The organism is Brevibacillus panacihumi, assembly GCF_003710985.1.
In the GTDB taxonomy this organism is placed as follows: domain Bacteria; phylum Bacillota; class Bacilli; order Brevibacillales; family Brevibacillaceae; genus Brevibacillus; species Brevibacillus panacihumi.
On sequence record NZ_RHHT01000031.1, the window covers coordinates 15215 to 27762 of the forward strand.

Consider the following 12548-nt stretch of genomic DNA (forward strand, 5'->3'; position numbering starts at 1 on the left):
CCACCGAACACAACTCATGCCCGGCACACGATGCCGGGCTTTTCAATTTCCATTTATTTACAATAAAAGTTATTGAATTGTCCCACATGATTGTTCTATGATGGATTTACCATTTTCTTTGGAGGTTACGTACGATGATCCTCATTCCACTAAAAGGCAGCAACAGTCCGCTTTCCCGAATTGTAAGTTTTCACGTCTCCCCCTTGTATGAAATGACGGCAAGCCTCCACGCCCTGGCGCAGACTTCAACACCCGAGCCATTTGCAGAGTGGGTGGAAGAGATCATTGCGAAATTTCACTCAGAACGGCTGATCAAGGAATGGGAATATTTCAAACCGGTTTTTCGGTACGGAATTCCCGGAATTTTCGACCCGGTCCAAAAACATGCTCTCCATTCCGACACGGACTTATACTCCTACATCGTCCATCTGGAGACAAGAGAGTTTCAGAACAGTCTGGCACCCCTGCTTCAAAGCTGGTCGCAGCATCATGAAAAGCCTCCCATTGCAGAGGATGTACATACAGATCCTGATTATGTCAAAGGGCGTTTCAGCCTCTTTCTTTCTTCTTATTGGCAGCTGCTTTTCGCAGCCATCTGGGACCGAATCGCTCCGTTGTTTGACCAAGAGGCGGAGAAGCTGCAGGCAGCCTGCCGCGACATTCCAGCCTTGGCAGCCTTCCTGCAAGACGTCTGTCCATCGCTCATCTATCTAGATGATCAGCTCCAGTTCGCCATCCCTATTTCTGATTCAGCACAAAAAACGGAGCATATCCTATTGTATCCCAGTCATTTTTTTCGCTCGACACCTTTCTTATTCCAAAAAGGATCAGGCGTGCATGTCCAATACACCCTGGGATAATCCTCCCTCTATCCAATAAAAACGCCCTACGAAGGGCGTTTTTCGTATTGGCGCATATGCGCAACAATAAGTTTATCAAGTTGTTGGCTAATCCTTACAATTTCTGGGTCCAGAAAATTGTAGCCTGCATTTTTCGCGGCACTCTCCAGCTTTTGGCGCAAGTCATCAATCATTTTACTCGTAATCTCCATGCTGCCGACCCCCACCCGCACTATATCTCCCACTATTTTACAATAAATAAGAGATGCTGGAAAGGGTAATATGTGGTAAAAAGTAGCCTTGCACCATTTTGGTACAAGGCTACTTCGTCCTCTCAATGGAAGACTTATTTCATGACATGGATGGGGTGGCCCAAGGCGAGCTCAGCCGCTTCCATGGTCACTTCACCCAAGGTCGGATGGGCATGAATGGTCAATTCGATGTCTTCCAGTGTCGCGCCCATTTCGATCGCCAATCCAACTTCCGCGATAATATTGGATGCTTCCGGCCCTACGATTTGTGCTCCGAGAACCAGCTTGGTTTCCTTGTCGGCGATCAGCTTCACATAGCCTTCGCCAGCATTGACGGAAAGAGCACGTCCATTGGCAGCAAACGGGAACCGGCCGACTACATAATCGAGGCCTTGTTCTTTTGCTTCCCGCTCGTTGATGCCGACGCTGGCGATTTCCGGATCGCAGAATACAACAGCAGGGATCGCTTTGTAATCTACTTCGGAAGGTTTGCCTGCGATTGCTTCGGCAGCCACTTTCGCTTCATAGGATGCTTTGTGTGCGAGCGCAGGTCCTGCCACGATATCCCCAATCGCGTACACGTTCGGGATATTGGTGCGGCCTTGCTTATCGACGACAACCAAACCTCTGTCTGTCAGGTTGATTCCTACTTCACGCAAGCCGAGCTCATCTGTATTCGGACGGCGGCCTACGGTGACGAGGACGTATTCAGCTTCGATTTGCTGTTGTTCGCCCTTCACTTCCGCTTTGACGATTACACCGTTCTCAGTCTCTTCCATGCCTTGTGCCAATGCTTTGGTCTTGATCTCGACGCCCAGCTTTTTCAGCTTGCGCTCAACCAATCGCGGCATGTCAGGCTCGAAGCCCGGCAGGATCTGATCAGAGCCTTCCAGAATGGTGACTTTGGTTCCGAACTTCGCAAAAACGGTACCCAGCTCGATGCCAATATAACCGCCGCCGATGATCACGAGGCTTTTTGGCAGTTCTGTAAGGGAAAGTGCTTCCGTGGAAGACAGTACCCGTTTGCCGAATGGGAATGCCGGCAATTCGATCGGACGGGAACCGGTCGCGATGATGCAATGCTCAAAGCGATAGCGGTTCACATCGTAGCCGTGGAAAACGCGCACTTCATTTTCAGTCACGAAAAGTGCTTCTCCAGGGATCACTTGAATTTTATGCCCTTTGAAGAGGGACGCAACGCCACCGGTCAATTGTTTGACGATACCGCTTTTCCACTCTTGAACTTTGGCAAAATCCACTCGTACGTTATCCATGGTAATTCCCATGTCTGCGGTATGCTGTGTATGCTCATAGGTATGTGCAGCGTGGATCATAGCCTTGGAAGGAATGCAACCCACGTTCAGGCACACACCGCCCAAATCTGCCTTTTCCACGACGGCAACGGTTTTACCCAGTTGAGCCGCACGGATGGCTGCTACATATCCGCCGGGACCTGCACCGATGACAAGGACGTCCACCTCTGTTGTAAATTCACCTACTACCATAGTTGTTTATCCCTCCATGACGAGCAGCGTAGGGTTCTCCAGAAGCTGCTTCACGTAGTTGATGAAGCGCTGTGCAGGCTCGCCATCCACCAGACGATGGTCGAAGCTGAGCGAGAGGGACAGTACTTGACCTACTACGATTTCTCCGTTTTTCACTACTGGTTTTTCACTGATGCGGCCTACCCCCAGGATCGCTACATCAGGGTGATTGATGATCGGTGTGAAGAACATGCCGCCAGCAGAGCCGATATTGGTGATGCTGAAGGTAGAGCCCTTCAACTCATCTACAGTTGCCTTGCGTTCTCGGGCTTTTTTCGCCAACTCGCCGATCTCGCCTGCGATTTGGAAAATCGACTTGCTGTTTGCCGCCTTGACGACAGGGACCAGCAATCCGTCTTCGGTCGAGGTTGCGATTCCGATGTTATAGTACTTCTTGTAGATGATCTCTTGTTTTTCATCATCGATAGAAGCGTTCAATTCTGGGAACTTCTTCAGACCCGCTACGACCGCTTTTACGATCATCGGCAGATACGTCAATTTGACACCGCGCTCTTCTGCGAGCGGTTTCGCCTCTTTGCGCATTTCCACCAATGCCGTTACGTCTACCTCATCGAAGATCGTAACATGCGGTGCGGTATAAGCCGATTTGACCATTGCTTTGGCAATCGCCTTGCGCATTCCTTTGAGCGGTACGCGTTCTTCGACTTCTCCACCTGCTGCAGGTGTGTAGTGAACAGTTGGTGTAGCTGCTGCTTGCGATACGCCTGTCGCTGCAGGTGCTTCTGCCGCCGGTGCAACCGCTGCTGCCTCCGCTTGTGCTGCTGGAGCTGCCGCCGCTACGGCTCCGCCCGCGACGAAGCGGTCCACGTCCTCGCGTGTGATGCGACCCAATTTGCCTGTTCCAGGAATGGTCGCCAGAGCTACGCCTTTTTCACGTGCGTATTTGCGAACGGATGGCGTCGCCAGTACGTGCTTGCGGTCAATTGGCGCTGCTGTTGCAGTAGCCGTTGCCTGAGCCATCGGTGTTTCCAAAGCCTGATTTGCATTAGCGCTCACTTGGGAGCCGATATCGCAGCCTGGCTCCATTTTGTCAGCGGATGCTGCAGGTGCCGGAGCCGCTTCTGCTGCAGGAGCGTCACCATGACCGTGGTCCGGCAAGTTCGGGATTTCCCCTTCTACTTCAAACTCGATCAGTGGATCTCCAACTACACTGACAGTTCCTTCTGTCACCTTCAATTCGATGACTTTACCCTTTACAGGGGATGGAACCTCAACCACTGCCTTATCATTTTGCACTTCCATGATTACTTGGTCTTCTTCTACGCTATCTCCTGGCTGTACGTGCCACTTGACGATTTCGCCTTCATGGATGCCCTCGCCCAGCTCCGGGAGTCTGAATGTAAAACGACTCACGCTATTCTCCTCCTTCATAAACACTTCCGTAATGAAAACAGGTTTGTGCCAAAAGAAGGCGGAAAGCTCTCAACTTTTCCGCCAATTATCTCCTTGAACCTTCATTAGAAGTCGAGCACTTGGGTCAGTCCATCCACGACGCGTTTCACGTCAGGGAGCCATACATCTTCTGCCTGAGCAAAAGGATATACGGTATCAGGAGCTGTCACGCGCAGGACTGGTGCTTCCAGATGAAGAATGGCGCGCTCATTGATTTGCGCAATGATTTCTGCTGCTACACCGGAAGTTCTTTGAGCCTCTTGTACCACGATGGCACGATTGGTCTTCTTCACGGATTCGACGATGGTATCGATATCGAGCGGGCTGATGGTGCGCAGGTCGATGACTTCTACCTTCGCTCCGCGTGCTTTCTCGATTTCTTCCGCTGCTTTCAGGCTGGTATGAACCATCGCGCCGTACGTAATAATGGTAACGTCGCTTCCTTCTTTCACGATGTTCGCTTTTCCGAGCGGAATGGTGTATTCACCTTCTGGAACCTCTTGACGGAAGGAGCGGTACAGCTTCATGTGCTCCAGGAACACGACCGGATCATTATCGCGGATCGCGGAGATCAGCAAACCTTTGGCATCATATGGATTGGAAGGAATGACGACCTTCAGACCAGGGGTTTGCAGCATCAGACCTTCGAGGGAGTCTGCGTGCAGCTCAGGCGTTTTTACCCCGCCTCCAAAAGGAGAGCGGAAGGTAACTGGGCTGGAAAAACGCCCGCCGGAACGGTAGCGCATGCGCGTTGCTTGGGAAGCAATCGCGTCAAAGGTTTCAAAGACAAACCCGAAGAACTGGATTTCTGCTACAGGACGGAAGCCATTGATGGACAGACCTACAGCCAGTCCGCCAATCCCAGACTCTGCGAGTGGTGTATCAAATACGCGCTGCTCTCCGAATTCGGATTGCAGGCCTTCGGTAGCGCGGAACACCCCGCCGTTTTTCCCTACGTCTTCCCCAAAGACGAGTACGGTTTCATCGCGTTTCAGTTCAACGCGCATCGCATCCGTAATGGCTTGAACCATTGTCATTTGTGCCATGGCTTACTTCGACTCCTTCGCCAGGTATTCTGCCTTTTGTTCTTCCAATGCTGGTGGCAGTGTCTCGAACATTACATCGATCAGTTCAGATACTTTCATTTTTGGCGTTTCATCCGCTTTTTTGATTGCATCTGCTACTGCTTGTTTTGCTTCTTCGATAACAGCTTCTTCGTCTTTTTCGCTCCACAGGCCTTTGCTTTCCAGGAATTTGCGGAAGCGGATCAGCGGGTCGTTCAACTCCCACTCGCTTTGCTCTTCACCTGTACGATAGCGAGTCGGGTCATCCCCTGCCATCGTGTGCGGGCCATAACGATAGGTCAAGGCTTCGATCAGAGTCGCGCCTTCGCCGTTTACGCCACGCTCTTTTGCTTTTTGCACGGCGTAGTATACTGCCATGATGTCCATTCCATCTACGCGCTCGCTTGCGATACCTGCTGCAACCGCTTTAACCGCGATGTTTTCAGAAGCGGTTTGCTTTTCGAACGGAAGGGAGATCGCATAGCCGTTGTTTTGCGAGAAGAAAATGACAGGCAACTTGTACACACCCGCGAAGTTCATGCCCTCGTAGAAGTCACCTTGGGATGTCGCGCCATCACCGAAATAGTTGATTGCCACGCGTTTTTCGCCGCGCAGCTTGAAGCCCATTGCTACACCTGTCGCTTGTGTACATTGTGCTGCAATGATGATTTGCGGCATCAGGACATTGACGTCTTCAGGAATGCGACCGCCCTCGATATGACCGCGGGAGTAGAGAAATGCTTTATGCATCGGGTATCCGTGCCACACCATTTGCGGAATGTCGCGGTAGCTTGGCAGGATAAAGTCTTCTTTGGAAAGAGCTGCCTCGGAACCGATCATGCTCGCTTCTTGTCCTGCTACAGGAGCGTAGAAGCCGAGACGTCCTTGACGGTTCAGACTGATCGCACGTTGGTCCCACACGCGGGTAAAGACCATTTTACGCATCAGTTCGCGCAATTCATCATCGGAGAGCTTTGGCATCAAGTCAGGACGAACTACCGTCCCATCCGGTGCAAGAATTTGCAGCGGGGTGTTATTGCCTGTTTGTTCAACAGCAGTGGATACGCTCATCACATTTCACCTCGTCACTAGATTAAGGGGCTCTTGTGATACCCGAAACGCTTACAGCAACCAAGCGATTGCTCAGTCGTCACTCGTTAGGGAATCACGCCAGCTTCCTTTGCTGATTGTTGTAGCTGTTACACTACCCTGTTATACCTCAGGAGAAAGTCTGTTTAATGTGTTATAGCATTGATATTACAGGGTTTATTTCCTTCCTGTTATCATTTACTATAAAAGCTGTATCATTTTTTTTCAAGCCTTAAGTTTATTTCGTGGAAAAAGTAGGAGGCCGTAAAACGTGTCAGATTATGTAAAACGCACGATTTTCAAGGAAGAAGTCCCTAGCCAATACGTGGATGCTCCTCGCCTGGTCAAAGTGTATGCTCCCCCAGGATATAACGAACTTCTCTCTTACCCAGTGGTCTATTGCCAGGATGGAAATGATTTTTTCACGATGGGCAGAATCGCGACCATCGCCAATCAATTGATCCTCGAAGAAGGCATCGAGCCGTTTATGATCGTTGGCGTCTCTGTCGAACGAAGCAAGCGCACCAGCGAGTATGCTGCCAATGGTTCCCGCACGGAAGCCTACAAACGCTTTTTTACAGACGAATTGCTCCCCTATATCGAGGAGCGCTATCCTGTCCGCCGCGATCCTTCATCACGTGTCTTGGCAGGCGATTCTTTGGGCGGGACCGTATCCCTTCATCTCGCGCTGGATCGGCCCGATCTGTTTCCGAAGGTGCTATCCTTGTCCGGCGCTTACTTCCAGCCTACGTTGGACGCTTTGGCCAAGAAGGAGAGCTTGAAATGGCTGGACATCTGGATGGTCGTCGGTCTGGATGAGACGGCAGTGGAGACACATAGCGGGACTTTTGATTTTATCTACTGGAATCGTGAAGCCAAGCAAATCCTGGAACAAAAAGGAGCGGCTGTCTCCTATCGCGAGAAGCCGGGAGATCACGTCTGGGGACTGTGGCAAAAAGAACTGCCTGATGGCCTGCGCCACTTTTTTCCTGCTCCTCTTCTGTAGTAGCGCTTTTACAAGCCGTTGATTTCCTGAATCTGCTCATAGTCATAGTACCTGCCATCTGCCAGATAGATCCCCTGGTGGGTGGCTTGTTCGATTTCTCCAGCTACTTGTGTGTCATTGTTCAAGACGATATTGACGATCTTGCTCTCGTCGCGGTGCATTTGGTTTTGAATTCGTTCTCGATCCCTTGCAGAGATCATTCCCTTCCCTCCATTTCCAAATGATTGGGTTATCCCTAGTATTTCATAGGCGGCTGTGATTTACACAACAGCCCGGACAATAATAGAAGCCCCCTTACAGATGGAGGGGGCATTCTTCCAATACACTCGTGATGATGTCCAGAACAAGGGAAATATCGCTCTCACTAATATGGCGATGCGTTGTAAATCGGGTCACATACTCATCAAAATCGCTTGCCAGGACCCCTTTATCCCGCAAACGCGAGATAAAATCCACGGCTGTCAATTGTCGGGAAGCTGTATCGACCAGTACGATATTGGTATCTGCCTGCGCTACATCGAGCTCAAGGTCACGCAAGCCTTTTGCTAGCTTCTGGGCATTGAGGTGGTCTTCTGTCAGACGTCCTGTCATCTGTGTGAGCGCAATGATCCCCGGCGCCGCCAAATAACCTGCCTGGCGCATACCGCCTCCCAGCTTTTTGCGCCACCATCTCGCTTCTGCAATAAAATCCCGGTCTCCTGCCAAAATCGAACCAACAGGGGCACTCAAGCCTTTGGACAAGCAGACCTGAACCGTATCCGTGTACTTCGTCAACTCCCGGACATCGATGCTCAGTGCCGCGGCTGCGTTAAATAACCGGGCTCCATCGAGGTGCACCTGGATCTGATGCTTCCGTGCCACATCGTACACTTCTTTCATCTGCTCCGGTGACAGAATGGCTCCTCCCGCACGGTTATGCGTATTTTCCATGCAGATCAGCTTTGTTCTCGGAAAATGAATATTGTTCCCGCGAATGGCCTTTTCCACATCGGCAGCCTTCATCGCGCCGCGCTCGCCCGGCAATGTTCGCGTCTGGACGCCTGCCAAAGCCGCCATCGCTCCGCTCTCATAGTAAAACAGATGGGATTCGGCTTCCAGAATTACCTCATCACCATTGACACAGTGGGTCAAGACTGCCACTTGATTCCCCTGCGTGCCGCTCGTCACAAATAAGGCAGCTTCCTTTCCCAAAAGGTCTGCCGCGATCTCCTCCAAACGATTGACAGTAGGGTCCTCCTGATACACATCGTCTCCTACTTCAGCCTGTGCCATCGCGAGTATCATTTCTTCGGTTGGTTTCGTCACCGTATCACTGCGCAAATCGATCTTCATCTCTAGAAGTCCTCCTCTATCAGACAGTACGAGTAAACTTTCCACATTGCATCTGCAATTCCCTCTTTGCTAATATGGAGAAGAGACTTTATTCCAGTTAGGAGACTTGCCCCATGAAGGTAAAAATTACCCGTAATGCAGCCAAGCAACTGAACACCGTATTGGAACAGGAAGAAGACAAGGAATTGAAGCTGCGTGTCTACATAACGCATTCCCACGGCGATCATGCGCATTACGGCCTCGCTTTGGACAAAGCTGGAGACGACGATGCAGTCGTGTCTACGGATAAAGAAATCGATGTGATTCTGAAGAAGGATGAACCTCTTTTGGACGGAATCGTGATTGATTATCTCTACCTGCCGCAAGAAGGCTATGTGATTACCAACCCTTCCAAAGGAAATCACGGCGATCACTAAGATTTTGGCAGACAACACGAGAAGACCCCCAGCAAACGTTTTTATGCCGCAGCTGGGGGCTTTTGCCTATGTTGTCGTATACAGCTCTTGTGGCATGCGAGTCCATAATGGCCCGGGTTGATCTGGGTTGCCCGTCACGACCAGCCGGTGTACGGGACGAGTCATCGCTACGTACAACAGCTTCGCATCCCATTCATTGCGTTCGTATTGTTCCACATCCACCAGAATGACGACATCAAACTGCAATCCCTTTGTCAGAAAAGCAGGCATGACCGTAATGCCTCCCGGAAAATGCTTGTCTTTGCTGCTTAACAAGGTCAGGGATGGGATCTGCGCCTTGAGCGATTTGTGCGCCCGCTTGCTTCCGGCGATGGTCTTGGTCACGATAGCAATGGAGCGGAAGCCTTCATCCATATATTGTTTGACACGGCTGGCAATCTGCTCCCACATGTCGTTGCGGGACGACTGGAGGAGCATTTCTGGCCGTTCTCCATAGCGCAGCACAGGCTTGGCAAGTACGGTGATGGGCAGATCAATCTGCTTCAGGATCTCATTGGCACAGCGCATGATCTCGACCGTAGAGCGATAGCTTTGCGACAATGTATACATGCTTGCCCTCGGCTGCAAAAAAACGCCTTGGGTCAGATCATCCCAGGAATGTATTCCGCGATAGGCGTGTATCCCTTGGGCAATATCTCCGACGATTGTCAGTGAGTTCGCCTTTGTCGCCAGCGCAATGACGGCAATCTCCAGCGCACTCAGATCTTGCGCTTCGTCAATGACGGTGTGGTCGAACTGTCCAGCGCCGTCCATCCCCTCAACCAGATGATGCAGATACAGCAAAGCAGCGATGTCCTCGACCTCGATTCTTTCCTGTGCGAACAAGGCGTGGGAGGAGCTGCAGGTGTCCTCGATTACATCATCGCTGATTTCCGTCGGGGCTAGTCTGCGCAACAGAGATGGCTCAGACATCAGCTCTCGATAGGAGGCGAATACATCCAGGCGCGGAAAGGAGACCATGTAAGTGTCGAGGATCTGATCCAGCATTTTTTCATATTTAGCCAAGCCCTGTTTGTCCAAATCTATCTTCAGTTCTCGCAAATGCGCATAAAAATGCTTGTTCATCTCCTGCTTCAAATGCTTGCGCAGCGCATCCACCCGTCGATGGTACGGAAGATGGGAAAACAGCTCCTTAAAGCTCTTCTTGATGAAGTCGCCGTCTATCGCAAAAACCTGCTTGGTTCGCGAGAAGACAAAACTAAGCTTTTTGAAGGGAATCCGCGTATCCATAATATAGTGGATGTACTGTTCCAAGGCTTGCTTGCACGCCAACGATCCTTTGAAGCGAAGCCGATTCGCAGCCGCCTTCTTCTCACGCGGGTCTTGCTCTTCGTCAAAAAACAATACCAGCGGCTTATCCGGACTCGTGATGCGCCATCCCTTCGGCAGCATGAGTTTGACCCGTTTCGCCGCCCAATCCACAAAGGTGGACTGCATCACATCATCGACACCCAGCTCGGGCAGTACCTCGGAAATATAGGTCAGGAACATCCGGTTGGGAGCGAATACCATGAACTTCTTTGACTGCATTGAATCCTGGTAGTTGTAGATCAGATAAGAGAGCCGATGCAAGGCAATCGTTGTCTTCCCGCTTCCTGCTACACCCTGTACGACGATCGGGCGATCCTTTTCAGCGCGGATGATGTCATTCTGCTCCGACTGAATGGTCGCGACAATATCCTTTAAGCGGCTGTCATTTGTCTCGTTCAGATTGGCCGCCAAAAACTCGTCGATGAAGCCTTCCTGCAAGAAATCATCCGGATGGCTCATTTCCCGATTGATCGTTTCCTTGACCGCACCGTCGTAAATTCCCGTAATCTTCCCATTTTCAATGGCAAAATTTCGCTTCAAGGTAACCTCGCCGCGCACGATCTCCCTGCCCATTCGGTAAAATGCGTCCTTGCTCTCACCCGAGTAGTAAAGACTGGCAATCGGTGCCCGCCAGTCCACCACGATAGAGTCAAATGTGTCGCTTCGAACCACTCCGCGCTTTCCTATGTATACCGAATCCCGTTCATACACTTCGTCTTTGATAAAATCTACGCGGCCAAAATACGGCTTCTCACGGCCATGATCCTCCAGATACCGAAGTTCTTTTGCTTTGGAAAAATTGACAACCTGCTTTACGTAGTCGTCCGTGGCTTCTCGGATGTCTTCTCGCAACGCTGAAATCTCGTGCTCGATTTGGTCGATTGTTTCTTCCAGCTTTCTCTGCTCCTGTTCGTAATCCGGGTGTCTCATGTGATCGATTCTCCTCCTTTCATGGCGGAAGCCTTGTCCCTCACTATGCTGTTCCAGAAACTTGACGAGCCAACCAAATACCCGCACCACATGACAACAGCCCTGCAATGACGCTCGCTGACAGGTACATGATCCCTCTCCAATAGTGCCCCTCTCCCCAAAAACCGACAACCTCGAGCGAGAAGGTGGAAAAAGTCGTAAAGCCGCCCATCACCCCGGTAGCAAAAAGAAGATACCATTCGGGCGAGAGTAGTCCACGTTCCTTGCCCCAGACTGCGAACATGCCGATACAAAAGGAACCGAGTACATTTGCCAGCCATGTCCCCAATGGCCAACCTGGTTGATTGGCGAGCAAGGAGAGGCCATAACGAAACAGCGATCCGATCGCACCGCCTACAGCTACGGCAACCCAGCTTATCATGCTGAACCTCCTTTCGAAGCATGCTTCGACTATCATATATCCGTTTTTTCAGAACAAGAAAGACATCCAAGCCTCGTGCGTGGATGTCTTTTTTGTATGCGTATCTGTTATCTTACTGTTTCGGACCGTTTTCTTCAAGGTCTTCCACGTAACGAATCGAATCCAGATTCGCCTTCAAAGATAGTTTTACAGCATCAATATACTTTTGGCGAAGCGCTTTTTGCTCGAGTTTTTCTTCCTCGGTCAAACCTTCCTCGCGCGATTTTTTCACAAGTTCGTTAATTCGTTTGATTTCCGCGTCACTGACCACTGGCTGGTTCCTCCTACTCTGTCGTCATGCGGCTTTTATTATATCACACAGCCGAAATTGAGCAAAGCAAGCTGAGTGCAGCGATTACGACATGGGAATGAGCAGGCTCTGTCCAGGATAGATGATCGGACTTTCCAGTTGATTGAGAACTTTGATCTCTTGAATCAATTGGTTCACATCCATGCTTGTTTCATCCTGATATCGCGACGCCAGCTTCCACAAGCTGTCTCCTTCGCGTACAGTCACCTCTTGGATCACGGGAGCGACAGTTTGAACAGATACGATCCTTTGGTCCGGCGAGCTTGCAGAGCCATGTGCTTCGGAAGCAAACACCAGTTCGCTTAGCATGTAAAAAAAGAGAGAGAATGTAATGATAAAGAGCAAGGCTTGTCCACGCGTAATCCCGAAGCGAACAGGGCGGGTCTCTTTCTTCGCGAAACGATTATGATATGTATGTGTGACGTGCATCTGTAATCTCCTCCTGCAAACGTATGTTCCTTTTCCTGTTCTCATCATAAATGCGAACATACGTTCATGTCAAGCGAAAACACGACAAAAATCA

The 12548-nt window shown here is 50.6% G+C and carries 14 protein-coding genes; 3 read left to right on the plus strand and 11 right to left on the minus strand.

Features of this window, described 5'->3' with window-relative positions; genetic code table 11:
- Positions 1 to 134 precede the first annotated feature (134 nt).
- Positions 135 to 860, plus strand: a complete 726-nt coding sequence (locus EDM58_RS15080) for a hypothetical protein (protein ID WP_122914080.1) — start codon at positions 135 to 137, stop codon at positions 858 to 860.
- 26 nt (positions 861 to 886) lie between these two features.
- Here the strand turns inward: EDM58_RS15080 and EDM58_RS15085 are convergent, their stop codons facing one another.
- The 5 genes from EDM58_RS15085 to pdhA form a co-directional block, all read right to left on the minus strand.
- Positions 887 to 1051, minus strand: coding sequence for an aspartyl-phosphate phosphatase Spo0E family protein (locus tag EDM58_RS15085; protein ID WP_023557023.1), 165 nt, complete (start codon positions 1049 to 1051; stop codon positions 887 to 889).
- A 134-nt stretch (positions 1052 to 1185) separates the two neighbouring features.
- Entirely contained in the window at positions 1186 to 2595 is a 1410-nt protein-coding gene (lpdA, locus tag EDM58_RS15090) for a dihydrolipoyl dehydrogenase (protein WP_122914081.1), read from the minus strand.
- A gap of 6 nt (positions 2596 to 2601) precedes the next feature.
- Entirely contained in the window at positions 2602 to 4008 is a 1407-nt protein-coding gene (locus EDM58_RS15095; RefSeq protein ID WP_122914082.1) for a dihydrolipoamide acetyltransferase family protein, read from the minus strand.
- Between the two features lie 104 nt (positions 4009 to 4112).
- On the minus strand, positions 4113 to 5093 hold the full coding sequence (locus EDM58_RS15100; protein WP_122914083.1) for an alpha-ketoacid dehydrogenase subunit beta: 981 nt from the start codon (positions 5091 to 5093) through the stop codon (positions 4113 to 4115).
- Between the two features lie 3 nt (positions 5094 to 5096).
- Complete coding sequence (pdhA, locus tag EDM58_RS15105; RefSeq protein ID WP_122914084.1) at positions 5097 to 6182, minus strand: pyruvate dehydrogenase (acetyl-transferring) E1 component subunit alpha; 1086 nt, start codon at positions 6180 to 6182, stop codon at positions 5097 to 5099.
- 289 nt (positions 6183 to 6471) lie between these two features.
- Here pdhA and EDM58_RS15110 point away from each other — a divergent pair, with 289 nt between their 5' ends.
- Positions 6472 to 7206: an alpha/beta hydrolase gene (locus tag EDM58_RS15110; RefSeq protein WP_122914085.1), complete on the plus strand. Its 735-nt coding sequence runs from the start codon at positions 6472 to 6474 to the stop codon at positions 7204 to 7206.
- A gap of 8 nt (positions 7207 to 7214) precedes the next feature.
- Here the strand turns inward: EDM58_RS15110 and EDM58_RS15115 are convergent, their stop codons facing one another.
- Positions 7215 to 7406 (minus strand): hypothetical protein, encoded by a 192-nt coding sequence (locus EDM58_RS15115; protein ID WP_122914086.1) that lies wholly within the window; start codon positions 7404 to 7406, stop codon positions 7215 to 7217.
- A gap of 94 nt (positions 7407 to 7500) precedes the next feature.
- Complete coding sequence (gene ltaE, locus EDM58_RS15120; protein WP_122914087.1) at positions 7501 to 8538, minus strand: low-specificity L-threonine aldolase; 1038 nt, start codon at positions 8536 to 8538, stop codon at positions 7501 to 7503.
- 113 nt (positions 8539 to 8651) lie between these two features.
- Between ltaE and EDM58_RS15125 the strand changes: the two genes are divergently transcribed.
- Positions 8652 to 8954: a HesB/IscA family protein gene (locus EDM58_RS15125; RefSeq protein ID WP_023557031.1), complete on the plus strand. Its 303-nt coding sequence runs from the start codon at positions 8652 to 8654 to the stop codon at positions 8952 to 8954.
- Between the two features lie 66 nt (positions 8955 to 9020).
- Here the strand turns inward: EDM58_RS15125 and EDM58_RS15130 are convergent, their stop codons facing one another.
- The 4 genes from EDM58_RS15130 to yneA form a co-directional block, all read right to left on the minus strand.
- Positions 9021 to 11255, minus strand: a complete 2235-nt coding sequence (locus EDM58_RS15130; RefSeq protein WP_122914088.1) for a HelD family protein — start codon at positions 11253 to 11255, stop codon at positions 9021 to 9023.
- Between the two features lie 43 nt (positions 11256 to 11298).
- Entirely contained in the window at positions 11299 to 11676 is a 378-nt protein-coding gene (gene crcB, locus EDM58_RS15135) for a fluoride efflux transporter CrcB (RefSeq protein WP_246000759.1), read from the minus strand.
- Between the two features lie 112 nt (positions 11677 to 11788).
- Positions 11789 to 11986 carry a DUF896 domain-containing protein gene (locus tag EDM58_RS15140; protein ID WP_023557034.1) on the minus strand — a complete coding sequence of 66 codons (198 nt, stop codon included), beginning with the start codon at positions 11984 to 11986 and terminating at the stop codon, positions 11789 to 11791.
- Between the two features lie 84 nt (positions 11987 to 12070).
- Positions 12071 to 12454 carry a cell division suppressor protein YneA gene (yneA, locus tag EDM58_RS15145; RefSeq protein WP_122914089.1) on the minus strand — a complete coding sequence of 128 codons (384 nt, stop codon included), beginning with the start codon at positions 12452 to 12454 and terminating at the stop codon, positions 12071 to 12073.
- Positions 12455 to 12548 lie beyond the last annotated feature (94 nt).

What these genes read in the sequence shown, in the direction of transcription:
- EDM58_RS15080 (WP_122914080.1), top strand. Translation starts at nt 135, where the DNA reads ATGATCCTCATTCCACTAAAAGGCAGCAACAGTCCGCTTTCCCGAATT.
- EDM58_RS15085 (WP_023557023.1), bottom strand. Translation starts at nt 1,051, where the DNA reads ATGGAGATTACGAGTAAAATGATTGATGACTTGCGCCAAAAGCTGGAG.
- lpdA (WP_122914081.1), bottom strand. Translation starts at nt 2,595, where the DNA reads ATGGTAGTAGGTGAATTTACAACAGAGGTGGACGTCCTTGTCATCGGT.
- EDM58_RS15100 (WP_122914083.1), bottom strand. Translation starts at nt 5,093, where the DNA reads ATGGCACAAATGACAATGGTTCAAGCCATTACGGATGCGATGCGCGTT.
- pdhA (WP_122914084.1), bottom strand. Translation starts at nt 6,182, where the DNA reads ATGAGCGTATCCACTGCTGTTGAACAAACAGGCAATAACACCCCGCTG.
- EDM58_RS15115 (WP_122914086.1), bottom strand. Translation starts at nt 7,406, where the DNA reads ATGATCTCTGCAAGGGATCGAGAACGAATTCAAAACCAAATGCACCGC.
- ltaE (WP_122914087.1), bottom strand. Translation starts at nt 8,538, where the DNA reads ATGAAGATCGATTTGCGCAGTGATACGGTGACGAAACCAACCGAAGAA.
- EDM58_RS15125 (WP_023557031.1), top strand. Translation starts at nt 8,652, where the DNA reads ATGAAGGTAAAAATTACCCGTAATGCAGCCAAGCAACTGAACACCGTA.
- EDM58_RS15130 (WP_122914088.1), bottom strand. Translation starts at nt 11,255, where the DNA reads ATGAGACACCCGGATTACGAACAGGAGCAGAGAAAGCTGGAAGAAACA.
- crcB (WP_246000759.1), bottom strand. Translation starts at nt 11,676, where the DNA reads ATGATAAGCTGGGTTGCCGTAGCTGTAGGCGGTGCGATCGGATCGCTG.
- yneA (WP_122914089.1), bottom strand. Translation starts at nt 12,454, where the DNA reads ATGCACGTCACACATACATATCATAATCGTTTCGCGAAGAAAGAGACC.